Raw genomic sequence first — 23,285 nt, forward strand, 5'->3', positions numbered from 1 at the left:
AATACATCTGTTTTACATGATGTAGTGCACCCTGCATAGTCGATGTAATCATTCAACGCCCGATGGATTCTCCTAGGAGCCCCCCCATGAACGACCCTGAGCTCACTCTCCTCTTCGACACCTTGGCCATCGACTCCACGTGGGGCAAAGAAAAGGAACTCGCCGAGTTCATGGGCAGCCAGATGGAAACCTGGGGGGTCGACGACGTCGAGCTTGTTGATTCCATGCTCGGCCGGCCCAGTGTAGGCGGCAGGATCCGTGGCACTGGCGGAGGCAAGTCACTGATACTCAATGGCCACTTGGACATCTACGAAATGTCCCCCGACTGGACCCGTGATCCGTTCAAGCCCGGAGTCGAGGATGGCCGCATTTATGGTGGCGGCATAGCCGACATGAAAGCAGCGACGACGGCGGCGCTGGCAGTGATGCGGCGAATCGCCACCTCCGGTGAGCGCCCGGCAGGAGACGTCATTTTCCAAGGCGTGTCCTGCCACTTCGAAGGCGGAGTAGGAACACGCTCCCTCCTGGAAGCAGGCTTCACGGCGGACGGGGCCATTTGCGGCGAGCCGACCGACAACACCATCGGGACAGTCCACCGCGGCGCCGCCTACCTGAAGATCACCACGTTCGGCAAGCAGGCACACACTTCTGCCAAGGAAATGGGGCTGAATGCCATTGAAACCATGGAGCCTATCCTGAGGGCCATGCGGGAGCTCGAAGGCGTCATGCCCTATGAACCGCATCCCGACCTGCCCGGGGGTCCCAACTTGAACATCGGCACCATCCGCGGCGGCACCAAACACAATCAGGTACCGGACCGCTGCGAAATGACCTGTGACATCCGCCTGCTGCCGTCCCAGGATCCCTACGATGTCAAGATCCAGGTGGAGCAGATGATCGGCGACCTGAAAAAGTCCGATCCCCGTATCGAAGCCTCAGTGGAATTCAGCGACCACTGGCTCAGCGGCCCTCGCCTGCCCTACGAGATCGATCGGAACTCCCCCATCTCCCGAATTGTTGCTGACGCTGTTCGGCAAACCGGAGAGTCGCCGGTCTACCAAGGCATCCAATTCTGGACGGACATGGTGCCGCTGAAGCAATTCGGGATTCCGTCCGTGAACGTCGGTCCTGGGACACCGCCCTACAGCTGGGCGGACGAGTGGGTCGAGCTAGCGAAATACCGGCAGATCATCGAAATCTACAACAACGCGGTCAACAACTGGTGCAGCTGAGCAGAAGCCGCACTCCGCACTGACAACAGCCGTCCAAACGCATGTATCCGAGTAGTTCCGAGAGAGGTACTTCCATGAATTCTTCAGCCAAGCTCACCGGCCTGCTCGGTGGTGCCGCAACAATCGCACTGCTCGTCTCCGGTTGCAGTGGCAGCACCAGCGCAGCCCCCGAGGGCACAGCGGCTGCGGGCGCCAGCAAGGTCGAAACCAATACGCCAGGCCAGCTCAACATCGGCAGCGACTTGACCTACCCGCCCTACGACATGCTGGTGGACGGCAAACCGGCTGGCTTTGATGTGGACTTCATGAACGCCCTTTCCAAAGAGCTGGGTCTGGAACCCAAATTTACGGACACGCGCTTCGCCCAGATCGTCGCAGGCATCAAGGCGGACCGCTATGACGTCATCGCTTCAACCCTGTACGTCTCCGCAGGTCGGGACAAGGAGGTGGACTTCGTTCCGTATTTCCAGACAGGCAATTCCATCCTGACGCCGGAGGGCAAGGAACCGCTGGTCGCCGCGCAGGATCTTTGCGGCAAAACGGTCAGTGTCATCACCGCCACCGTGATTGCCAAGCTCCTGCCCTCCACCGAGAGCGATAAATGCAAGGCGAACGGCAAGCCCGCCATCACCGTGAAGGAGTTCCCCACCGATCCGGAAGCCACGCAGGCCCTGCTCGCCGGCCAAGTTGACGCCCAGATGACAGACGCCGCAGTAGCCAAAACAGTGGCCGACAAGTCAAAGAACCGCATCACGGTCACCAGTGACGAACTCATCTATCCGATCGCCGTCGGCCTAGCCGTGCAAAAGGGCAACAGCCAACTGCAGGAGGCCCTCGAAGCGGGTATCGATGCATTGAAGGAGTCCGGAGCCTACGATGACCTGCTGAAGCAGTACAACCTTGAGCCCGTCGACCCGGCAGTCCTCGAAGAATCGCTGAAGCAGGCATAGCCATGACGTTCGACTGGGCCTATACATTCTCGCTCTTTGCCAACCCCGATCTCTGGCGGGCCGCCGGTCTCGTCGTAGCACTCAGCCTGCTGTCCTGGGTCATCGCCAACCTGGCCGGCATCGGGCTGGCCCTGATGAAGGAATCCCGCTCCCGCATCCTCTCCGGTGTCGCTGGGGCCTACGTCTGGCTCTTCCGCAGCCTTCCACTGCTGGTGCTTCTGGTCTTCGCCTACAACATCCCGCAGGTGTTTCCCGCTACACAGGTGGTCCTCGGCTCGTCCTTCAACGCCGCGCTGATCGCCTTGGTTCTCAGCGAAGCAGCCTACATGGCGGAAATCCATCGCGGCGGATTGCTCTCCGTCTCGGTTGACCAACGTGAGGCAGCCCGGGCCCTGGGCCTACCTTACGGCAGGGTGCAGCGCCAAGTCGTGATCCCCCAAGCATTTCGGATCGCGCTGCCGGCATTAGGCAACGAGTTCGTCTCTATCTTGAAACTCACTTCCCTTGCCAGCGTCATCTCGCTCGAGGAGATCCTGCTCGTCGGACAGCGCCTGTACACGCAGAATTTCATGGTCCTGGAAACACTGTTCGCCGTCGCCATCTTCTACGTCCTGCTGGTCACCATCTTTGACCGGCTGCGTGCCCTGCTTGAGCGGAAACTCGACGTCAACCGACGCCGTCCCGCCCTGCATGGCGATCCCGATGTCACCGTCCAGGGCCGGGTGGTCCGCGGCCGTGACAGGCATCCCCACGACGGTGAGAAGCTAGTCAAGGCCCAGGGCGTCACCAAATCCTTCCACGGAAACCAAGTGCTCAAGGGCGTGGACATGGACGTCCACGCCGGCGAAGTGGTGGTGGTCATCGGGCCATCGGGCTCCGGCAAGACCACCCTGGTCCGCACGTTGAACCATCTTGAACCGGCCGACGGCGGCACTATCGAAATCAACGGCCAGGTCGTCGGGAACAAGAGCAGCGCCCACGGCCGCATCGTCGCCCTCTCCGACCGGGAGATCTCGCTACAGCGCCGCAACATCGGCATGGTGTTCCAGCGGTTCAATCTTTTCCCGCACAAAACGGTGCTGGAAAACATCACGCTCGCGCCTGTTCAGCTGGGCCTGATGGCAACCCCCGAAGCCGAGACGTTCGGCATGGAACTGCTCCGCAAGGTCGGGATGGCCTCCCACGCCAAGAAGTACCCGCATCAGCTCTCGGGCGGCCAGCAGCAACGGATTGCCATTGCCCGCGCGCTTGCCATGAAGCCCTCGGTCATGCTCTTCGATGAGCCAACATCGGCATTGGACCCGGAACTAGTGGCTGAAGTCCTCAGTGTCATCGCCGACCTAGCTCGGGAGGGCATGACCATGGTCATCGTGACGCACGAGATGAAGCTCGCCCGCGACGTCGCCGATTGGGTGGTCTTTATGGAGGAAGGCAGGGTCGTAAAGCAGGGCCCGCCGGAAGCGCTGTTCGGCCCTGATGCGGAGCCGCGCATCAAGCGGTTCGTCCAATCAGTTTCAGATGTCCCTGTCACTGCGCAGACTCCAGTCGTCGGCTAAGTAGCAACCTTAAAGTGCCCGACTGGTCGCCGCCAGTCGGGCACTTTCGTCTGTGCAAATCACGCCTCCCGAACAGAACTAGCCAGTGGAAAGAACCTCGAATGACCACCGCATTGCACTCCCGCTCAATAACCGCCTTCACCCCCGACCAGGCCGATACGATGCTAAACATTGTGGTCGACGAGCTCCAACACTTGGCCCGACAGGAGCGCCGCTGCGGCATATTGGTTACCAAGCAAGGCCCCGGACAATTCGCCGTCGAACTCCGCGAAGATGTCCCCTACGGCGTCACCTTGGAAGCCCGGACCTAGGCACCCGGAAACTGCGAGTCGGAGCCGACGCTTAGTGCCCATCGGGGACTTGGGGCGGATACAGGATGCAGATCGCAAGAACGCAACCTTGATCACCCCGCGATAAATTCCAATCCGCCGTCAGGCCTTGAAGAGCCTCCGCACCACCTGCCCCTGGGCCAAGGCTTCAAGGCCCTCGTTGATCTGCTCCAGCGGGCACGTGTCCGTGTGCAGCAGTTCGACGGGCAGCCGGCCCTGCCGCCAGTACTCGAGGTAGCGGGGAATGTCCCGGTTCGGGACGGCATCGCCCATGTAGGAACCCAAGAGGCGCTTCCCCATGCCAGCGAATTGCAGGGCCGGCACGCTGAGTTCCTGGGACGGGTGCGGGAGGCCCACGGCCACCACAGCGCCGCCCCGGTTGGTGACCTCCAGGCAGCCGGCCAGCACGCGCGCGGAACCGGCGGCCTCGATGGCAACGTCCACGCCGCCGCCGGCCGACTTTGCCGCCAGCGCAGCGGCTTCGTCCGGTGTCCCCACCGCGGTTGCTCCGGCCTTGAGCGCGACGGCATGCTTGCCAGTATTCGGATCGATCGCGATCACGTCCGATGCTCCCGCAATCCGGGCAGCCATCACCGACGCCAGGCCGACGGCGCCCAGACCGAAAACGGCCACCGCCTGCCCGGCTTGGACCTGCGCGGTGTTGATCACCGCCCCCATGCCGGTCAGGACGGCACAGCCGAACATCGCCGCCACCTCGTCCGGCACGTCCTCGTCGATCACTACAACGGTCTCCCGGGCGACCACCGCGTGGTCGGCGAACGCGGAGACGCCCAGATGGTGGTTAATCCTTGCGCCGTCGGGAGAACGCAGCAGCGCCTGGCCGTGCAGCAGGTCGCCGCTGCCGTTCGCCTCGGCCGCCCGATCGCAGAGGGCCGGGCGGCCGGCCAGGCAGGTGCGGCACTGCCCGCAACTGGGAACAAACACCAGCACCACGTGATCACCGACCCGCACGTCGTCCACGCCGTCTCCGATGCTGGCAATGCGGCCCACGGCTTCATGGCCCAGGGCCATCGGCAGGGGTCGCACCCTGCTGCCCTCGACGACGGAGAGGTCGGAATGGCACAGGCTGGAATAGCTGATGTCGACGCCCACCTCACCCCGCCTGGGCTCAGGCGTTTCGAGCTCTTCGACGACCAGCGGCTTGGACTCGTTGTAGGGACGGGGCAGGCCCGCCTCATGCAGCACGGAAACTCGCATGTGCCCTCCTTGATCGGTAGCTAACTATTGGCTATCGGGTCGCGTTGTCGGGTAGCCGGAGGTCCGGCGACACACCCGCGCGGGCTGCGGTCAATCCTGCGGGTCCATCACGGTGGGCAGGGCCTTGCGCGAGCTGATTTCCAGCTTCGCGAAGGAACGGGACAGGTGCCATTCCACCGCTTTGATGGTGATGAACAGTTCGGCGGCGATCTTGCGGTTGGTGAGTCCCTTGGCCGCCAGCGAGCAGACCCGGTACTCCGCGGGCGTCAGCCGGTCCGCCTTGTTCTCCGCGATCAACGGCAGCTGCGAGTCCTGCTGCGCCAACAACCGGGTCATCCGGCGGGCCACCGCCGCGGCCCCGATCCGGTTGGCCAGCACCAGGGACTTCCGCGCGGCCGCCAGCGCCTCGGTGCGGAACACCTGCAAGTCGCCGGAGTGTGCGGAGGAAAGGCACGTCTCCGCCAGGTCCGCCAAGGCCAGCGCCAGCTGGTACCTGCCCTCATGTGCCTCCAGCAGCGCGATCGCTTCCCGCAGCATGACCACGGCGGACGGTCCGGGCTGGGCCAGCGCGGCCAGCCGCAGCACCGTGCCGGTCAGCCGGGGAGCACCGAAGGCCCGGACCTCCTCCAGCAGTTCGGCGGCAACGGCGGCAGCGTATTCCGTCTGGCCGGCGCGAGCGGCCGATTCGATCGTGCTGCGCGTCCACAGACTCAACGTGGGGCCCAGGCCGGCGTCCAGGTCCATCGCCGCGGAAAAGTACTCGAGGGCCTGCTGATGCTCACCGTGTCCGGCTGCCACCACCCCGTGCAGCTGCAGGGCCATGGCCTGGACCAGCGGCACCCGTTCTTCCTCCAGCGGCACCCGCTTGAGCAGGTCGTCGGCCGCCGCAACGTCGTCCCGGGCAAGATAGATCTCGGCCAGCGTCACACAGGCCACTTCCAGATAGGTCCGCCAGCCGCTGTCCGCCGCCTGCATGGCGGTTTCCAGGTCCATCTGCGCCAGCCGCAGCCGTCCGCGGTTGAGGTGGATGGCGCCGCGGCAGTAGCTCAGCGTGGCGTTGGCCATCGGCGACGAGTTGGCCCGTGCCTCGGCGATTGCCGCATCCAGCAGCTCCAAGGCGGCGGCATCCTGTTCCGAGCCGTTGAGCGCGCCCGTTGCATAGTTGATGATGTTGGATTCCGCGCCGACCTCCGCCAGCAGCTTCCCGCCGGCATAGCCGCGCAGCGCCAGTTCACCGCAGCGCTTGGCATCCGTGCCGGTCACGCTCAGCCGCAGGGCCTCCTGGATGAGCAGCATCCGGTCGCTGGGACCGTCCTCGGCCGGATCCTGCGCCAGGATGGACGCCAACTCCTCGCTGTACTGTGATGCAAACTGCAGCTGCTGGAAGCCCGCGCCGGTGGCCTGTGCAATCACGCGGCGCCTGAGCTCGGTGTCCGGCTGCTCGTCGTTGTCCAGTTCCTTCAGCGCCTGGCTGAAGCAGCGCGAGGCTTCCTCCACCCGGTTGATGGCGTACTGCGCCTCGGCAAATTCCATCAACAGCTCTACCCGGGCCCGCGTTCCCTCGGTCATCTCCAGAGCCCGGCGGCCGAGGTCCGCCGCCTCCTGAAGGCGGCCGGCCACCTGATAGGCCAGCGAAGCTTCAATCAGGATCCTGCGCTGGAGCTCGGCCGGCAGCCGTTCTTCGGCCATCGCCCGTCCGATCATCCGGACGGCCAGCTCGCCCGAGCCGGTGCGGCGCGCAGCGCTGGCTGCGACAAGCAGGATTTCGGCTGCAGCGGGATCAGCGCCGGGTTCGGTTGCCAGCAGATGGCCCGCGATGACGGCCGGTTCGCTCCCCTGTGCCCGCAAGGCGGCAGCAGCAAGGCCGTGCAGCTCGGCCCGGCGTTCCGGTTCCAGCGTGGCGAGCACGGCCTCGGCCACCAGCGCATGCTGGACCCTCGGCCGGGGGCGCAGCGCGCTCAGAAAACGCGCCGCGGCCAGCCGTTTGAGCACCGGGGCGACGGCGTCCAACGGCAGTCCGGTCATCCGTGCCAGCAGCTGCTGGCTGGTGTCCTCCCCCAGCACGACGGCGGCGTCCAGTACCGTCCGCTCCTGGGCCGAGAGCGCGGCGAGGCGGTCCTCCAAGGCTGCGGCTTCGGCGCTGGCCCGGTCGGTCCCGACTTCTACGCCGCGTTCCAGGATTTCCTCGACGTAGAACGGCATGCCGCCTGCCGCCGCATGGATGCGGGCTGCCTCCGCGGCATCCACGGTGGGTATCCGGTGCGCTGCCCACTCCGCCACTGCCCGGTGGTCCAGCGGTTCCAGCGGCCAATGCACCCGACCTCCCGGGCGGGAAGCGCTGTGGCGGGCAGTGCCGTTTCGGGTGGAGCCCTTTCGAGAGGTGCCGGTTCGGGACGGACCGTGGCGGGCACCGTCGTCGTGCCCGTCCAACAGGAGGGTGTCCGTCCGGATCCCGTCACCGCGTTCGGCGCCTTGGCCGGTGCGCACCCCGCGCACAATCAGCAGCGGGGCCCCGATCAGCAGGATCCCCATGTCCGAGAGCGACTGCAGCGAGAGTTCATCCAGCCACTGGGCATCGTCCACCATGGCGATGACCGGGGCCTCCTGGGCCAGCGAGCGCAGCACCCAGGACGCGGAATAGGTGAGTGCGTCCTTGTGCAGCGGACCGCCGGCGGAGGTCAGGAACGAATGCAGCACCCGGCCCTGCCCGTCGAAGGGCGGACCGTGGTCCGGCATTTGTTGCGCAAGCGGCGCGAACCACTGCCAGAACATGGAACCGGGCAGCGAACGGCGGGCGGCGCCGGCGGCGCGCAGCAGCTTCCAGCCGCGTGAGGAGGCATCCGCGAACAGCGTTTCCAGCACTGTGGTCTTGCCGATCCCGGAGGGGCCGCTGACGGTCAGTTCGATGCTGTGGCCGGCTTCCACGGCTGAAGCGAGGTCGCGCCATTGCGCCACCTCTTCCTCTCGCCCGTACAGCCGGGTTTGTGCCACGGATTGATCCTAAGCCGCGGGTCGGGTAAATGCGACGTTTCAGCTTTGTTCTTCGGGCACGCAGTGGTTGCGCAATTCACCGATCCCCTCGATCCGGGTGACCATCTGCGCCCCGGCGGGGATCCATTCGCGTGGTTTCCGGGCCAACCCCACGCCGGCAGGGGTTCCGGTGGCCAGCAGGTCGCCGGGCTCCAGGGTCATGAACTCGCTGACATAGGACACCAGCCTGGCGCAGGAGAAAATCAGGTCGGAGGTGTTGCCCGACTGCTTGGTGGCGCCGTCCAGCTCGCATTCCACCGCCAGCCCGGCTTCCGGGTCCAGCTCATCCGCGGTGACGATGACGGGGCCCACCGGAGTGGTCCGGTCCCAGTTCTTGCCTTGGAACCACTCCGAGGTGCGGCCCTGCCAGTCGCGGACCGAGACGTCGTTCATCACCGTGTAGCCGGCAATCGCGGCGCGGGCTCCGGCCTCGTCGACCTGCCGGACCCGGGAGCCGATGACCACGGTCAGTTCGGCTTCCCAGTCGATCTTGCTGCTGGCCGCGGGCAGCACCACGTCGTCCGTCGGACCGACCAGCGCGTTGGCGTACTTGGTGAAGATGGTGGGGTACTTGGGGACCTCCTGGCCCACCTCTTCGGCATGCGCGTAGTAGTTCAGGCCCGCGCACAAAATCTTTCCCGGGCGCAGGATCGGCATCGCCAGCTCCGAGTGCTCTGGCGCCGGTCCCGGTTCGCCGGCGAGCGTGCGCCAGTCATCGCGCTGGAGCAGTTCGCCCACGTCGCTGGCCGGCAGGTATTCCGTGGTGTCGCCGACCTGACGGAACGCCTGCATGGTGCCGTTCTGCCGTACTGTTCCCAGACGCATCTGTACCTCCTCGCGGCAGCCGTGCGCCGCCGTCGTTAGCTCTTGGCAGCAAGGGAAGCCGCCCCTTTGCACGATATACGGTGGCGCAGGGGCCCACCGTACCGCGGGTCAAAGGTTTCGCTCGGACTGGCGCTCCGACGCTCCGCCCGCTTCCTCGGGCAGTTCGGAGACCGGCACCAGGACAATGTCCTGGATCATCCAATGCAGGTCGATGCAACCGTCCCTGGCCTCTTCGAGGACCTTGACCGACGGGACGTTGCCGTCGCGGGGAACCACGAAGGCTTCAGCATGCAGCACATGGCCTTGGTCGCGGACGCGGGCGCCGGATTCCTCAACCCATTCCAGCTGGCCTAGGTAGTCCTCGATGCGCTCGATCAGCGGGTGCGGCTCCGCATCGTCGTAGGTGGTGGCGCGGGTGTCCATCAGGTCGCTGATGGATCCGCGCATGTTCTTGTAACCGTCGCGCAGGATCCCGCCGGCAATGAACAGCGCCGCCGCGGCGTCCGCCCACCAAAGTCCGATCCCGATTCCGGCGACCCCCACGATGGAGCCGAGCGCCGTCATCCAGTCCGCCTTGTTCATGTCCGCATCGGCATATAACACCTTGTCATGCAGTTGCTCGGCGAGTTTTTCCTTGGCGCGGCCGAGCAAAACCGGCGGCACGGCCGTTGCTGCCATCACCGCCATCATCAGCCAGCCGAGCCAGATGGTCTGGCCCAAAATCTGGACGGAGCCGATCGGCGGGTGTTCGCCCTTCAGCAGGCCCGCGCCGGAATCGATCACCAGGAAGGTGCCCATGCTGCACAGCGCCACCGCTGCGACGAGATGCGCGATGCCGGTGGACCGGTGGTATCCATAGGGGTACTTCCGGTTGGGCGGCCTGTTGATGATCTTCATCGCCAGCAGGAACGCGATGGGCGGAGCGAAAGAGAGCATGTCTTCGATCCAAGCGGCCTTCATGGCCTGAGAGTTACCCATCACCAAGAAGACCAGGGTGACGGACACGGCCAGGACGGCGATGGTGATCCACTGGATCCTGATGGCACGCCGCAGGGCTGCTTCCTGCTGGTCAGGCAACTCGGTGCGGCCAAACCCGGTGTTCATCCCTGTTCCTTCCGGTCGAGAAGAAACTTCTCCAGCTCCCGCAGGAAGGCGTTTTCACCCATCCTGGCAGCCATCACGTATTCCTGCTTGCCGCCGTCGGGGGCTCGCTCCTCGGCGTAGGGCTGGGTCAGGGCGGCCTTGTCCGACCACGGTGATTTCTTCGTCAAGCCGCCGATGACCAGGTCAAGTTCCCCGTGTTCCAGCCGCCCCATCAGCGATTCCTCGCCGCCGGCCGTCCATTCGATCGTTGCTCCACGGTTTGCGGCAAACTCCCTCACAAGGTCTGCCTCCCGGCCCGCGGGTTCCTGCCCGGTTTGGACTGCTGTCCAGGGCGGATTGTGTGAGACACCTACTCTGAGGGTCCCGCTGCTGATCCGGTCCAACGTTCCTTCCGGATCGGCGGGTATCTGCAGGCTGCAGGAGCACATCAGCAGCATGGCCAGCACCGCCAAGGCCGCCTTCGAAAAATTGTTCAGCATACTTAGCACCATAGCCAAGCTGCCGGGGTGCCGCTGCCTAACTGTCAGGCCGCCGCCGTCCGCGTGCTGGGCAGCCGCCGCCCTCACTGGGTTCGGATGATCCGCCGTTTGACCGCCTCCGCAATCGCGGCCGTGCGGTTCTCCACGCCCAGCTTCGCGTAGATGTGCACCAGATGGGTCTTGACCGTTGCCTCGGAGATGAACAGCTGCCGGGCAATGGCGCGGTTGCCCATCCCGGTGGCCAGCAACTCCAGCAGTTCCACCTCGCGCGCACTGAGGGCAGGCTGCGGGCTGCGCATCCGGCCCATCAGCCGGGCGGCGACCTCCGGCGCCAGCGCGGTGCGGCCCGCCGCCGCGGCCAGTACTGCCTGGCGGATCTGCTCCGGCGGGGCATCCTTGAGCATGTAGCCGCTGGCGCCGGCCTCCACCGCCGCGAGGATGTCCGCGTCGGTGTCATAGGTGGTCAGGATCAGCACCGGTGGCGCCGATTTCCCCTCGGCGGCGCGCCCGGCGATCCTTGCCGTGGCGGTCACGCCGTCCATCCCGGTGCCCATCTGCAGATCCATCAGGACCAGATCCACGGGTTCACCCAGGGCGTCCAGCCGGTCCAGCTCGCGCAGCGCGGCCGCCCCGTCCGGCGCCTCGGCGGCCACCGCGATGCCCTCGAAGTCCGCCAGCATGGCGCGCAGCCCGGCGCGGACCACCGGATGGTCGTCCACCAGCAGGATCCTGATCCCGTTCACTGCCGTTCCTCGTCGGCGGCTGGCAAGGGCAGACGGACCGCCACCACCGTGCCCTCTCCGGTAGCGGATTCGACCGTCATGGTGCCGCCCAGCGCGGCGGCCCGCTCCGCGAGCGACCGCAGCCCGAACCCCCTGCCGTCCTCCCGGGGACCGGCGGCCGAGGGATCGAAGCCAGCACCGTCGTCGTAAATGTCCACGGTGACCTCGCCCGGCAAAAAACCCAAGGTGACGACGGCGGTGCTCGCCTGTGCGTGCTCCAGCACATTGGCCAGGCTCGCTTGGCTGGCCCGCAATAGCAGCACCTCCACGGCCGGTGGCAATTGCACCGGCGAACCGTCCAGCACGAAGCGGCAACGCAGCGGGCGGCCGGACCCCGCGGCCTGGCTCTCCGTTGCCGCGCACAGCCGCTGCAGGCTGGGCACCAGCGCGCTGGGTCCGTTCATGGGCTGGGTGGTGGGCGCGCCGTCGGACTGGGTATCTGCTCGGGCGGTGGGCCGAGCACTGGGGCCGCCGGCGTGCGGGTCGAGGCGCGGCAGCTCCCGGTCGGCCCCGAGGTCTAGCATCGAGCCGGGCTCGCGCTCAGGTTGCTGGCCCGGCTGGGGGTCGAGCTGCGGCGAGGACAGGCCACGGACAAACCGCCGGGCCTCCGCCAGATTGTCGGACGCGGTGGACTCCATCAGCCGGATCCGTTCCGCCGCGGTGGCCGGTTGCCCAGCGTCCAGCGCGGCTGCGGCGCCGCGGGACAGCAACACAATGCTGGACAGACCCTGGGCCAACGTGTCGTGGATTTCGCTGGCCAGCCGGCCGCGCTCGGCCAGCACACCGGCTTCATGCTGGGAGCTGGCCAGTTCCGCACGGGTCCGGCGCAGTTCCGCCAAGGCCAGACGCTGATTCTGCGCGTCCAGATAAAGCGCCCGGTAGGCCATCCCCATGAACACGGCGAACACCGCCCCGACCACCGGACCGATCAGCATCGCCGGCTCCAGTTTGCCGGCGTGCCACCACTGGGAAGCGATCACCAGGCCGGTGAGGACCGCGACGGCGATCACCGCATGCCACGTGCGCAGGATGTGCAGATGGAGGAAGAAGAGCGGGAAGGCCAGCCAGACAAAGTTTCCGCTCAACACCACCAAACAGGTCCACAGCAGGGTGACCAGTGCCAGCCACCACGGCGCATAGCGATTGAGGTCCCGGCCGGTTCCTGAGGAGCTGCGTCGTTTTTCCCAGACCGTCCCGGCCACGTATACGGTCGCGAGCAGGACGGCCAGGGCGGCGGCGAGGTAAGTGGTTGGGCTGGCCGGATCCGCGGTCAACATCGCCGCGATGGCCAGGGCGAGCAGGCCAGCAAAGCCCACATGCAGGCCCACGCGCAGGATGCGGAGTACCAATTGGCTGGCGGGGACCGCATCCTTGGGGCCCTCCGCAGCCTCGGGGCCCTCCGCCGGCGTCGGCGCCTCCGATGTGGCCGTGACGTTCCCGTTCCGCGCTGCTCCGGTGCGATCGTGCGGACGGGACTGGGCAGGCATGGTCCTCAGCGTACCGAGGTTCAATTGCGCGGGCATCAACCGATCGGTTGACCGGCAGATCAACCGATCGCGTGCCGCGGATCAACCAGCCGCCTGATGTGCGCGCACGCCCGCCGCGGGACGCTGGAACCAGCCCGCAGATCGGGGCAGCCAAGCAATGAAAGTAGGGTTCATCGTGTTCCTGGCACTTCGGGATATCCGGTTCGCAAAGGGCCGTTTCCTCCTTATGGGCGTCGTGGTGGCCCTGATTACTTTGCTGCTGGTGATGCTGTCCGGGCTCACCGCCGGGCTGGGGAACCAATCCGTGTCCGCCATCCGGCAGCTCGGTGCCGCCGGCAGCAACGCCGTCGTGTTCGGCTCTGCCAGCGGCAATAGCCCCGCCGCCTCCTTCACCGAGTCGCAGATCAGCCGCGAGCAGCTGCACACCTGGCAGCAGGCCTCCGGCGTTGAACGTGCGGAAGCCTTCGGAGTCAGCCAGACCCGGCTGAGTGCGGCCGGCAGCACGAATGTGGCGGTGTTCGGCGTCGAGCCCGGCAGCGCGCTGGCCCCTTCCCCCGTGACCGCTACTTCCCTGGTACTGAGCCGGACGGCGGCCGACGATCTGGGCGCTGAAGTGGGCGATACCGTGCAACTGGCCGGGCGGGATCTGGAGGTCACCGACGTCGTCGACGACCAGTGGTACTCCCACACGCCGGTGGTATGGACGTCGCTGGGCAAGTGGCAGCAGGTCAGCCACATTAACGACGGCGGTGCCGACGATGGTCCGATCGCCACCGCTATTGCCGCTCAACTGTCCGACGGCGATCTGTCCGGACCGGCAGCGACTGCCGCCAATGAGGCTGCCGGCACCACCGCCACCTCCGTCAGCGGGGCCTTCCAAGCGCTGGGCTCCTACAAGAGCGAGAACGGATCGCTGATGCTGATGCAGGGCTTCCTGTACGGGATTTCCGCGCTGGTCATCGTCGCCTTCCTGACTGTGTGGACCATCCAGCGCACTCGCGACATTGCCGTGCTCAAAGCCATGGGCAGCTCGGACGCCTACCTGCTCCGCGACGCGTTGACACAGGCCCTGGTGGTGTTGGCCTGCGGCGCGGCGGCTGGCGGAGGCATCGGAATTCTGGGCGGGGTCTTCGCCTCCCAGGCCGCGCCCTTCCTGCTGACCCCGGCCAGCACCCTGCTGCCCATCGCCGGAATCGTGGTCCTCGGCATGGCCGGTGCCGTGCTCGCGGTCCGACGGGTGACGCGGGTGGACCCATTGACGGCACTCGGCGGCAGCTGACGCTTCCGGTCCGGCCCCGATACTTGGCCGTCTTCTGACCGCTTCCGTCTCCTGACCTCCTCGCAACGACTCCCGAAGGAACAATTCCCATGGCACACGCACTCAGTCTTCTCAACGTCACCCTTGATTACCCTGACGGCGAGGGCACCACTAAGGCACTGGACCAGGTCAACCTGCAGGTTCCGGCCGGCACCCTCACGTCCTTGGCGGGACCGTCCGGTTCCGGCAAGTCGTCCCTCTTGGCGGTCGCCGCCACGCTCATCCGGCCCACGTCCGGCGTCGTACTGGTGGACGGCGTGGATGCCACGGCCTTGAGACTGAAGGAGTCGGCCGAACTGCGCCGGCAGAAGGTGGGGATTGTCTTCCAGCAGCCCAACCTGCTGGCCTCGCTCACGGCATTGGAACAACTCCAGATCGGCGCGCACCTGCGCGCAGAGAAACCACGGGACTCCCGGTCCCGCGGTTTGGAGCTACTGGACGTCGTGGGACTTGCGGACGCTGCCCACCGCCGTCCGCACCAGCTTTCCGGCGGGCAGCGTCAGCGGGTCAACATCGCGCGGGCACTGATGGGCAATCCACGGGTATTGCTGGTCGATGAGCCGACGGCGGCGCTGGACCACGAGCGCTCCGAGGCGGTTGTCCGGTTGTTGGTCCAAGTGACGCGGGAATTCGACGTCGCGACAGTCATGGTCACCCACGACACCGAATTCATTCCGCTCACCGATGCCGTGGCAACCATGCGCGACGGCCGGCTCTCGGAACCGCGAAGCACCCCCGGGGCGGTAGTGGCGCAGGTGCCGGAGGTGACCCGGTAGGCGCGTTCGTGGGTTCGTTGATCGGCCTCCATTGCTATCGCCGGGCGGGGTGGTCCTATACGGCCTCATGCCCGGTGTGTTGCCTGGCGCCTGCAGGCTTCGGAACGGCGTTTCTTCGGCGCTGCGCGCCTGAGTCTAGGCGCCGCCCCTGCGTCAGCGTCGCACCCTGGGCCAACGCCGGCGCACCGAGCCAACGCCGCGCACCGAGTGCGGCATCGCCTGAGTCAGCGCCCGGGACAGGTTTTCGTTTCAGCGCTACGTTTCGTGTGCCCAATCCAATCTCACTATCCCTACACATTGGGTTGTTTTGATGGCGGGTCGAAAGTGTGTACGAATAAAATTGTGGTATGGCGCTTGCACCGTTGGACCGGACCGGGGAGTTGGAGGAATCCCTCGCCGGCGTGCGTGCGCTGCTGCAGGATATCGCCGCCCGTTTCACCGTCGAATCCGGGTCGCTGAGCACCCGGGAACTGGCCAACACGGTAGCAGCGGTCGAGGACGTTTCGAAGGTCGTGGAGTTCCTGCAGACCGCCGGCGCCCACGCGGTGGAGCGGGCGGACATCGCCGCGAACGGGGAAACCGCAGCCAACACCGGCCCCCTTGCAGACTCGCCGGATGCGGGTCGGCAAAGCGGTGACCGCGCCGGTGCGGCGGGGTGGGCGGACCCGGCCGCTGCGATCAGTGCCGGCTCCGGAAACAGCGCCGGCGGTGGTCCCGGTGACGGGCCGGGTGGTCTTGACCCCGCGGGGCCAGACATCGCGGCGCCGGGCGGTGCGGGTCCGAAACAAAGGAGGCGGCGGAAGACCGAGTTCCGGAACAACGCCGAATACCTGCGCTCGAGGCTGGGGATCAGCATCATCGAAGCCCGCCGCCGGCTGCGGGTCGGCAAAGCGGTGACCGCGCCGGTGCGGTTCGACGGCGAACCCGGCACCCCGGCCCTGCCCGTGCTGGCGGAGGCGATGGCCGCCGGCGAAATCAGCGGTCACGCCGCGGCCCTAGTCACCGATTCGCTCGGCCGGGCCGGCCACGCCGCGCCCGACCCCGGGACGCTGGGAGCGATGGAAGCGTCGCTGGTCCGGCAGGCCGCCGAGACCGACACGGACACGCTGGCGATGGTCGCCAAGACCTGGGAAACAGCGGTCGACCAGGACGGCGCCGAACCCTCGGAGGAGGAACTGCGGGCCCGGCAGGGCATGTTCTACCGCGGCCGCCGGCGCGGACTGCACCAGTTCGTCATCAACACCACCGACGACCAATACGAAGCCCTCGCCACCGTGATGAACAGCGCCGCGAACCCCCGCATCCAGTCCGACGCCATCGAAACCGCCGCCACCACCCCGGACGAGAGCGGAACCGGGGAAACCAACACAGCCGAAGGCCCGCGCGACAACGCACCGTCCACTCCCACAGGGGAGGAAGGTGTCGCCCGTGCAGAAGCAGAGTCGCCTGGCGGCGCGGTGGATCCGGCCGTCTTGGAAGGACTGGATGACTTCACCCGGGCGCAGAAGCTGCTGGCCGGGCTGGTCGGTGCGTGCCGGATCGCGTTGAACACCGGCCGGCTCCCGGACTCGGGCGGGCACCGCACCCAGGTGATGGTCACCGCCGGCTACGAACAGCTCGCCGGACTGCTCACCGGCGGCGGCAACGCAGTATTCAACGGCCCGGTCTCGGCCAAAACCGTGCGCCGGATGGCCTGCGACGCCGAGATCATCCCCGCGATCCTCGGCACCAAAGGCGAAGTCCTGGACCTGGGCCGGTCACAACGGTTCTTCAACCGCGCGATCCGCCGGGCACTGCTCATCCGCGACAAAGGCTGCGCCTTCCCGGGCTGCACCATGCCCGCGTTCTGGACCGAAGCCCACCACATCGTGCCCTGGTGGGCCGGCGGCCGCACCGAGGTCAACAACGGCGTCTGCCTCTGCGGCCTCCACCACGACCTGATCGAACAGGGCAACTGGAACATCACCGTCCGCGACGGCATCCCCTGGTTCACCCCACCCGACTACATCGACCCCGACCGCCAACCCCTGCGCAACGCCTACTGGCAAACCCACATCCCACCCCAACCACTCCGCACCCCCCAATAGCGTCGGCCTCCGATGGTGCCCGGTGCAATGCCGCAAAAGGGCCGCCCGAAAATGAGACGTGGATTCGCGTGCGCTCTGGGCAGCGTGACAATTCGCCCCTCTTCCCAACCCCGAACGACGCTGCCGAATCGATACGAATCACCGCAAAAGCCGATGGATATCACCCGAAAGAGACAGCCGATCCATAGCCTGAACCTGCGCTACCTAGAACCGATGAGGACGGCTTTACCTCCCTTGGCTGCACCACTCCAGAAGGCGCTCGACCGGCCATGTGGTGATGATCCTTTCGGCGGGGACGCCGTTTTTTGCAGCACGTTCGGCACCGTAGTGGAGGAAATCCAGCTGACCGGGCGCGTGGGCGTCGCTGTCGATACTGAAGAGGCAGCCGGCGTCGAGCGCCAGCTGGATCAGTTCATCCGGTGGGTCCTGCCGCTCCGGCCGGGAGTTGATTTCGACGGCGACGGCGTTCTCGGCACAGGCGGCAAAGACGCGCTCGGCGTCGAACTCCGATTGCGGGCGGGTTCCCCGTCCCCCTGTGACCAGCCGTCCGGTGCAGTGGCCCAGCACATTGGTGCGCGGGTTGTTGATGGCGCCAAGCATTCTGCGGGTCATTGTGCCGCGGTCGGACCTGAGCTTGGAATGCACGCTAGCGACAACCACGTCCAGCTGGTCAAGCATTTCGGGAGTCTGATCCAGCTCGCCGCTCTCCAGAATGTCCGTTTCGATGCCAGTCAACACCCGCAAGCCATCGGACGCGGCGTTGGCCTCCGCAACCAGCTCGAGCTGCCGTGCCAGCCTCTCCTCGCTCAGACCGTTGGCGATCGTGAGGTTGGGCGAATGGTCCGTCAGGGCCAGGTAGTCGCGGCCCAGCCAGTGAGCGGCGTCGAACATAGCCTGGGGCGGCGACCCGCCATCGGACCAGTCGCTGTGGCAGTGGAGGTCGCCGCGCAGCGCCTGGTGAAGCTCGCGGCCGCCCTCGGCCAGCGGCTCCGCCGAGCGTTCCCGGACCTTCACCAGATAAGCTGGCACTTCACCGTCGACCGCCTGCCGAATAACCTCGAAGGTGCTGGCCCCGATCCCCTTCATGTTCTTCAGTCGCCCGCTGCGGGCCCGTTCGGCCAGTTCGTCAGGTTCCAATTCGGCGGCCACGGCGGCCGCCCTCCGGAACGCCTGCACTTTGAAAGTGGGCGCCAGTTCGCGCTCCAGCCAAAAGGCGATTTCATTCAGGGCCGCTACAGGATCCATGGGACCCATCTTGCCTTCGATCTGCCATGCGGGCCACAGCCCACAGGTTCATGGGTTAGCGGATTCGCGGCTCAAGGGCTCGCGGGTCCACGGATCATGGGCCCGTGGATCCACGACCTGAGGGCTTGGGGGCCCAAGGCCTCGGGGCCTCGGAGCTTTAGCACTTCCGGGCGTACAGCCTTAAGGACTCAGGGAGGGTACAGCCAATCCGAATTGCTCTTTCAACACCAGCTCTGCGGCCCGGTAACCAGCCATCCCATGCACGCCGGGGCCAGGAGGTGTTCCGGCGGAGCAGAGATAGACGCCGTGCAGCGGGGTCTGCCATGGCTTGGGGCTCAGGATCGGGCGCGCCGCAAGCTGCGCCATGGTCACCGCGCCAGTGCCGAAGTCGCCGCCCACATAGTTGGGGTTGTACACCTCGTAATCGGCCGCGGACATGCTCCTGGAGTCCACCACGAGGTCGCTGAAGCCCGGGGCGGCCCGTTCCAGCGCTGCGGTGATCACCCGCTCCATGTCGCGCCTGGATCCGCGCGGAACATGGCAGTAGGCCCAGAGAACGTGGCCTCCGGCGGGGGCGCGGGATGGATCAAACTCAGCTGGTTGTGCCGCCAGGATCACCGGATCCTCGGAGTGCCGGCCGCGGGCGATGGCCCGTTCGGACGCCGCAATCTGGTCGCGTGTGCCGCCCAGATGCACGGTGCCGGCCCGGCGCAGCTCCGGATGCGCCCACGGGACCGGGCCGGAGAGGATGTAGTCGACTTTGGCGGCGCCGGGTCCGTAACGGTACCGCCGCAGCGCGTGCGCATAAGCAGCAGGGAGCCGGCCGCCAGCCAGCCCCAGCAAGTCGGTCGGCGCGATATCCAGCATGACGGCTTTAGCATCGGTCAGCTGGGCCAGCGAGGTCACCCTATGATCGGTCTCAAGGCCGCCGCCGTGTGCCCGCAGGTCTTGAACCATGGCGTCGATGATGGCCTGAGACCCTCCGACGGGCAGGGGGAATCCCACGGCATGCGCCAGCGCTCCGAGCATCAGCCCCGCTCCGGCCGCAGAGAGTCGCCGAACGCCGCCGGGTGTGTGCGCGGAAACACCAGTCAGAAGGGCCGGTGCGAACTGTTCCTTGAAGCGCAGGTTCCACGCCGGAGAGCCCTGCTCCAGGGTCCTGATCCCATACCGAAAGGCCGTGACCGGGTTGGCCGGTATCTGCAACAGCTGGTCCATCGTGAATTCCAACAGGGCATCAGCCCGGTCGACCAGCGGCCGCATCAGCTGCCGGTAGGCGGCGCCGTCGGCACCCAATCCATCGACGGTCCGGTCCAAGTCGCGGTAGGCGATAGCCGCGGCGGCTCCGTCGATCACCTGGCCGTAGGAAACCTCGGGCACCAGCAGCTCGAGCCGCTGGTCCAGCCCGAAGTCCCTGAAGAAGGGCGAGGCTGCGGCCATCGGATGCACTGCAGAGCACACGTCATGCCAGTATCCGGGCTTGATCAGTTCCAGCGTCCGCGCGCCGCCACCAGGTGTGGCCGCCGCCTCGAAGACCGTGACATCCAAGCCGGCCCGCGCCATGATCACGGCCGCCGCCAAACCATTCGGCCCGGCGCCGACTACCGCTACGTCCGTCACGACTCATCTTCCCCTTCCGGCTGTCCGTTCAACCTTGTGCCTTGCGTGTCCCCGCTGGCAATGCCCGGCCATCGCGACGACGGTCGGAGGGGGTCTATGCCGGTGTCAGAATATTCAGGGGCGACGCCCCCTTCGCCGTCCGCGGATTCGACTCGTCCCGCGGGGCGGTGGCCGGATCCCGCGGGGAAGTGCCCGGGCTCCGCCGGGAAGCGGCCGGGCTCCGCCGAGAAGCGGCCGGGCTCCGCCGAGAAGCGGCCGGGCTCCGCCGAGAAGCGGCCGGGCTCCGCCGGGAAGCGGCCGGGCTTCGCGGAGAAGCGGCAACTCCCAAGCGTCACGCTGTCGAACACCGGGAGCACGAACCTGTCGACGGCGCCGTCGAACTCGCCGCCTTGCGGATCATCGGTATCCACGCGCCGGACCGGATCGTGCTCAGGCAGCCAGATCGCCCTTACCACTTTCGCCATGATGTATACCGTTGCGGCTATATGCGCCAAGACCGCCAGTACGTAGTAAGGCGCGTCCAGGTTCCGCGTTGCCTCCCCGCCGCTGGTGACCTGGCCCAAGTGCATCCAAATGGCCCACCAGTGCATGACTTCGAAGAACTGCCAGATCAGGAAGTCGCGCCAGCGCGGATGGGCCAGCGCCACCAGCGGTACCAGCCAGACCACGAACTGCGGCGAGTACACCTTATTGGTGAGCACAAACGCGGCCACCACCAGGAAAACCAGCGATGCCATCCGCGGACGGCGCGGCGCGGTCAGTGCCAACACCGCGATCCCGGCGCAGGCTGCCGCGAACAGCAGGAAGGATGCGGTGTTGATGAACTCCGGGCTGAAGACCGGCAACTGCTGCCGCTGCGCGGTCAGGTTGTAGGCGTACCAGATGGACGAGTAGCCGGCCTCACGCTGACGGCTGTAGTCCAGGAAGTGGAACCAACTGCCGAAGTCGCGCAGCATGAACGGCAGGTTGGTGGCCAGCCACACCGCAGCCGCGGCAGCTGCGGACGCGGTCAGCGGGCGGTACCGGCCGGTCCGGATTGCCAGCAGCAGGATGGCTCCGAGGATCAGCACCGGATACAACTTGAGCGCCGCCCCGAGGCCAATGAACACACCGGCCCAAACCGGACGGTGCCTGGCGAACGCAAGCATCGCCAATGCCGCCAGCATGGCAGCCCACAGGTCCCAGTTGACCGTCCCGGCCAACACGATGGCCGGTGCCAGCGCCACCATGGCGGCATCCCAGGGCCGCCGGTGGCTCATGCGCGCCGTGGCAAGCACCGTGACCAGCCAGGCCACGGCCGCCAAGGTGGCGTTGATGTCGAAATAGGCCAGTGCCCGTCCAGGCGAGACACCTTCGCCCGGAACCAGCCACGCTGTCGCCCCGGCCAGCAGCCCCAGCAGGACCGGGTATTCAAATGAACTTCCCGCGCTGACGAAGGGCATGACGCCGTCGGCCAGTCCGCGGGTTTCGAACAGCACCGGCCAGTCCGAGTAACAACCCATGTAGAAGTAGTCCGGCAGCGCCCAACCGTCCAGTCGGCACGGCGTCTTGACCAGGACCGAGAGCAGCGCGGCGAACGTGGTCAGGATGATCAGCACACGCTCCACGGTGAAGAAACCAGGCGAGACCAGGCCCGGCGCGCTGTGCCGGCCCAGCGGTCCGCCCACCAGTTCGGTGAACTGCTTGAGGAACGGGTCGTTGCGGCTGGGCACCACAATCCGCAGTGGTCTGCGGCGCGAAGAGCGGGGCCCGGGCATGCTCCAAGCGTACTGTCGGCTGCACTATCGGCCACAGACAGGCAGCCGTGGGGCGGGTTGGGTTAAACGTCCGCTGCTGCTCGCCTTCCCGTAACCTTGGCCACCCCCGGGCGTTACCGGCCCTTCCTACCGTGGCTTCAATGAGTTACACCGACCCCCAGGAAGTCCTGGTCGTCATCCCGGCCCGCGGCGGCTCCAAAGGGATCCCATTCAAGAACCTGAAGCCCGTGGCGGGCCGCAGCCTGGTGGCCCGCGCCGTCGACAGCGCGCTGGCCGCGCCGGCGGTGACCGACGTCGTCGTCAGCACCGATCATCCGGACATCGCCGCCGAAGCCGAACGCTGCGGCGCCCGCGTGGTGATGCGGCCGGCGGACCTCTCCGGTGACACCGCCAGCAGCGAATCTGCCGTGCTTCACGTCCTCGCGTCGCTCCCCCAGCCGCCGGCGGTCACGGTTCTGCTGCAGTGCACCTCCCCCTTCATCGATCCGGCACACCTGAACGATGCCGTGCTGGACGTGCTGGAGCGCCGCGCCGACGTCACCTTCTCCGTCACCGAAAGCCACGCGTTCCACTGGATGCACGACGACGGCGGTGCCGTCACCGCCGTCGGGCACAGCGCCGAGGTGCGTCCCCGCCGGCAGGACCGCACACCCCAGTACCGCGAAACCGGCGCGTTCTACGCGATGAGCACCGAGGGTTTCCTGGCCCGCAAGCACCGCTTCTTCGGCCGGCTGAAGCTGCAGGAAGTGCCCGCCGAGCACGCGGTTGAAATCGACTCGCTGGAGGACCTGGCCGTGGTCCGCGCGCTGGCCGACCAGACCACCGCGCCCCGGACCGGCGGCCTCGATGTGGATGCCCTGGTGATGGACTTCGACGGCGTCCACACCGACGACCATGCCTTCGTGAATGCCGAGGGCGAGGAATTCGTCCGGGTAAGCCGCGAAGACGGCATGGGAATTTCCCGGCTGCGCCGCACCGGAATCCCCCAACTGATTCTGTCCACCGAACGCAACGCGGTGGTCAGCGCCCGGGCGCGGAAGCTCGGCGTCGACGTCCTCCAGGACGTCGCAGACAAAGCCGGGGCCGTCCAAACCTGGATGGCCGCCCACCGGCTAAATCCCGATCGGGTTGCCTACGTGGGCAACGACGTCAACGACCTGCCCGCCATGGGCGTCGTTGGTTGGCCGGTGGCTGTGGGCGATGCCCGCGCCGAGGTCAAGGCTGCGGCACGGACTGTGCTGCAGCGCCATGGCGGCGAAGGCGCGGTCCGCGAGGTCTGCGAACTCATCCTCGCCGCACGCAGCGGTGCCGCCGACGAAGGCGGCCGCCACGAACAAGCCACAGCAACAACAGAAAGAGTGCAGCCCATGACTACCGAAGCTACCGTTTCGAACTCTGTCCCCGCCGGTGCGCCGGCTCCCGTCGCGATCGGTGACGTGCAGGTCGGTGCCGGGCAGCCGGTCTATGTGATCGGCGAGATCGGGATTAAC

Annotated in this window: 18 protein-coding genes; 8 read left to right on the plus strand and 10 right to left on the minus strand. The window is 66.7% G+C overall.

Annotated features, from left to right (window positions below; translation table 11 throughout):
• The first annotated feature begins 86 nt into the window (after positions 1-86).
• From ACMX2H_RS03405 to ACMX2H_RS03420, 4 genes are all read left to right on the plus strand, one after another.
• Positions 87-1,232, plus strand: coding sequence for a M20 family metallopeptidase (locus ACMX2H_RS03405; protein ID WP_414958961.1), 1,146 nt, complete (start codon positions 87-89; stop codon positions 1,230-1,232).
• A gap of 74 nt (positions 1,233-1,306) precedes the next feature.
• Positions 1,307-2,182: an ABC transporter substrate-binding protein gene (locus ACMX2H_RS03410; protein ID WP_414958962.1), complete on the plus strand. Its 876-nt coding sequence runs from the start codon at positions 1,307-1,309 to the stop codon at positions 2,180-2,182.
• A 2-nt stretch (positions 2,183-2,184) separates the two neighbouring features.
• Positions 2,185-3,738 carry an amino acid ABC transporter permease/ATP-binding protein gene (locus tag ACMX2H_RS03415; protein ID WP_414958963.1) on the plus strand — a complete coding sequence of 518 codons (1,554 nt, stop codon included), beginning with the start codon at positions 2,185-2,187 and terminating at the stop codon, positions 3,736-3,738.
• Positions 3,739-3,839: 101 nt separating this feature from the next.
• Positions 3,840-4,049, plus strand: coding sequence for a hypothetical protein (locus ACMX2H_RS03420; RefSeq protein ID WP_414958964.1), 210 nt, complete (start codon positions 3,840-3,842; stop codon positions 4,047-4,049).
• A 120-nt stretch (positions 4,050-4,169) separates the two neighbouring features.
• On the opposite strand, the gene ACMX2H_RS03425 is transcribed toward ACMX2H_RS03420, so the two are convergent.
• The 7 genes from ACMX2H_RS03425 to ACMX2H_RS03455 all read right to left on the minus strand — a co-directional run bounded on the left by ACMX2H_RS03425 (position 4,170) and on the right by ACMX2H_RS03455 (position 12,992).
• The gene (locus ACMX2H_RS03425; protein WP_414958965.1) at positions 4,170-5,285 is read right to left on the minus strand and encodes a zinc-dependent alcohol dehydrogenase family protein; all 1,116 of its coding nucleotides are present in this window, start codon (positions 5,283-5,285) and stop codon (positions 4,170-4,172) included.
• 90 nt (positions 5,286-5,375) lie between these two features.
• Entirely contained in the window at positions 5,376-8,276 is a 2,901-nt protein-coding gene (locus tag ACMX2H_RS03430; protein ID WP_414958966.1) for a helix-turn-helix transcriptional regulator, read from the minus strand.
• 39 nt (positions 8,277-8,315) lie between these two features.
• On the minus strand, positions 8,316-9,140 hold the full coding sequence (locus ACMX2H_RS03435; protein WP_414958967.1) for a fumarylacetoacetate hydrolase family protein: 825 nt from the start codon (positions 9,138-9,140) through the stop codon (positions 8,316-8,318).
• A gap of 108 nt (positions 9,141-9,248) precedes the next feature.
• Positions 9,249-10,244 (minus strand): cation diffusion facilitator family transporter, encoded by a 996-nt coding sequence (locus tag ACMX2H_RS03440; RefSeq protein WP_414958968.1) that lies wholly within the window; start codon positions 10,242-10,244, stop codon positions 9,249-9,251.
• Positions 10,241-10,723, minus strand: coding sequence for a transporter substrate-binding domain-containing protein (locus ACMX2H_RS03445; RefSeq protein ID WP_414958969.1), 483 nt, complete (start codon positions 10,721-10,723; stop codon positions 10,241-10,243). Before ACMX2H_RS03445 ends, ACMX2H_RS03440 begins: the two co-directional genes overlap by 4 nt.
• A gap of 83 nt (positions 10,724-10,806) precedes the next feature.
• Positions 10,807-11,466, minus strand: coding sequence for a response regulator (locus tag ACMX2H_RS03450; protein ID WP_414958970.1), 660 nt, complete (start codon positions 11,464-11,466; stop codon positions 10,807-10,809).
• The gene (locus tag ACMX2H_RS03455) at positions 11,463-12,992 is read right to left on the minus strand and encodes a sensor histidine kinase (protein ID WP_414958971.1); all 1,530 of its coding nucleotides are present in this window, start codon (positions 12,990-12,992) and stop codon (positions 11,463-11,465) included. The genes ACMX2H_RS03450 and ACMX2H_RS03455 overlap by 4 nt, the downstream gene beginning before the upstream one ends.
• Before the next feature lie 175 nt (positions 12,993-13,167).
• Between ACMX2H_RS03455 and ACMX2H_RS03460 the strand changes: the two genes are divergently transcribed.
• From ACMX2H_RS03460 to ACMX2H_RS03470, 3 genes are all read left to right on the plus strand, one after another.
• Entirely contained in the window at positions 13,168-14,271 is a 1,104-nt protein-coding gene (locus tag ACMX2H_RS03460; protein WP_414958983.1) for an ABC transporter permease, read from the plus strand.
• 89 nt (positions 14,272-14,360) lie between these two features.
• Positions 14,361-15,086 carry an ABC transporter ATP-binding protein gene (locus ACMX2H_RS03465; protein WP_414958972.1) on the plus strand — a complete coding sequence of 242 codons (726 nt, stop codon included), beginning with the start codon at positions 14,361-14,363 and terminating at the stop codon, positions 15,084-15,086.
• Positions 15,087-15,433: 347 nt separating this feature from the next.
• Positions 15,434-17,173 (plus strand): HNH endonuclease signature motif containing protein, encoded by a 1,740-nt coding sequence (locus tag ACMX2H_RS03470; protein WP_414958973.1) that lies wholly within the window; start codon positions 15,434-15,436, stop codon positions 17,171-17,173.
• A 225-nt stretch (positions 17,174-17,398) separates the two neighbouring features.
• On the opposite strand, the gene ACMX2H_RS03475 is transcribed toward ACMX2H_RS03470, so the two are convergent.
• The 3 genes from ACMX2H_RS03475 to ACMX2H_RS03485 form a co-directional block, all read right to left on the minus strand.
• Complete coding sequence (locus ACMX2H_RS03475; RefSeq protein WP_414958974.1) at positions 17,399-18,418, minus strand: PHP domain-containing protein; 1,020 nt, start codon at positions 18,416-18,418, stop codon at positions 17,399-17,401.
• Positions 18,419-18,598: 180 nt separating this feature from the next.
• Entirely contained in the window at positions 18,599-20,038 is a 1,440-nt protein-coding gene (locus tag ACMX2H_RS03480; RefSeq protein ID WP_414958975.1) for a phytoene desaturase family protein, read from the minus strand.
• Positions 20,035-21,795, minus strand: coding sequence for a glycosyltransferase family 87 protein (locus tag ACMX2H_RS03485; protein WP_414958976.1), 1,761 nt, complete (start codon positions 21,793-21,795; stop codon positions 20,035-20,037). The genes ACMX2H_RS03480 and ACMX2H_RS03485 overlap by 4 nt, the downstream gene beginning before the upstream one ends.
• A 140-nt stretch (positions 21,796-21,935) precedes the next feature.
• Between ACMX2H_RS03485 and ACMX2H_RS03490 the strand changes: the two genes are divergently transcribed.
• The coding region (locus tag ACMX2H_RS03490) for a cytidylyltransferase domain-containing protein (protein ID WP_414958977.1) at positions 21,936-23,285 on the plus strand (1,350 nt) is incomplete at its 3' end.

Source organism: Arthrobacter sulfonylureivorans, assembly GCF_047607445.1.
In the GTDB taxonomy this organism is placed as follows: Bacteria; Actinomycetota; Actinomycetes; order Actinomycetales; family Micrococcaceae; genus Crystallibacter; species Crystallibacter sulfonylureivorans_A.

Bases quoted from the DNA above. Each gene is read 5' to 3' on its own strand.
- ACMX2H_RS03475 (WP_414958974.1), bottom strand. From the start codon at position 18,418: ATGGATCCTGTAGCGGCCCTGAATGAAATCGCCTTTTGGCTGGAGCGC.
- ACMX2H_RS03415 (WP_414958963.1), top strand. From the start codon at position 2,185: ATGACGTTCGACTGGGCCTATACATTCTCGCTCTTTGCCAACCCCGAT.
- ACMX2H_RS03470 (WP_414958973.1), top strand. From the start codon at position 15,434: ATGGCGCTTGCACCGTTGGACCGGACCGGGGAGTTGGAGGAATCCCTC.
- ACMX2H_RS03425 (WP_414958965.1), bottom strand. From the start codon at position 5,285: ATGCGAGTTTCCGTGCTGCATGAGGCGGGCCTGCCCCGTCCCTACAAC.
- ACMX2H_RS03435 (WP_414958967.1), bottom strand. From the start codon at position 9,140: ATGCGTCTGGGAACAGTACGGCAGAACGGCACCATGCAGGCGTTCCGT.
- ACMX2H_RS03455 (WP_414958971.1), bottom strand. From the start codon at position 12,992: ATGCCTGCCCAGTCCCGTCCGCACGATCGCACCGGAGCAGCGCGGAAC.
- ACMX2H_RS03405 (WP_414958961.1), top strand. From the start codon at position 87: ATGAACGACCCTGAGCTCACTCTCCTCTTCGACACCTTGGCCATCGAC.
- ACMX2H_RS03440 (WP_414958968.1), bottom strand. From the start codon at position 10,244: ATGAACACCGGGTTTGGCCGCACCGAGTTGCCTGACCAGCAGGAAGCA.
- ACMX2H_RS03465 (WP_414958972.1), top strand. From the start codon at position 14,361: ATGGCACACGCACTCAGTCTTCTCAACGTCACCCTTGATTACCCTGAC.
- ACMX2H_RS03420 (WP_414958964.1), top strand. From the start codon at position 3,840: ATGACCACCGCATTGCACTCCCGCTCAATAACCGCCTTCACCCCCGAC.
- ACMX2H_RS03485 (WP_414958976.1), bottom strand. From the start codon at position 21,795: ATGCCCGGGCCCCGCTCTTCGCGCCGCAGACCACTGCGGATTGTGGTG.
- ACMX2H_RS03445 (WP_414958969.1), bottom strand. From the start codon at position 10,723: ATGCTGAACAATTTTTCGAAGGCGGCCTTGGCGGTGCTGGCCATGCTG.
- ACMX2H_RS03410 (WP_414958962.1), top strand. From the start codon at position 1,307: ATGAATTCTTCAGCCAAGCTCACCGGCCTGCTCGGTGGTGCCGCAACA.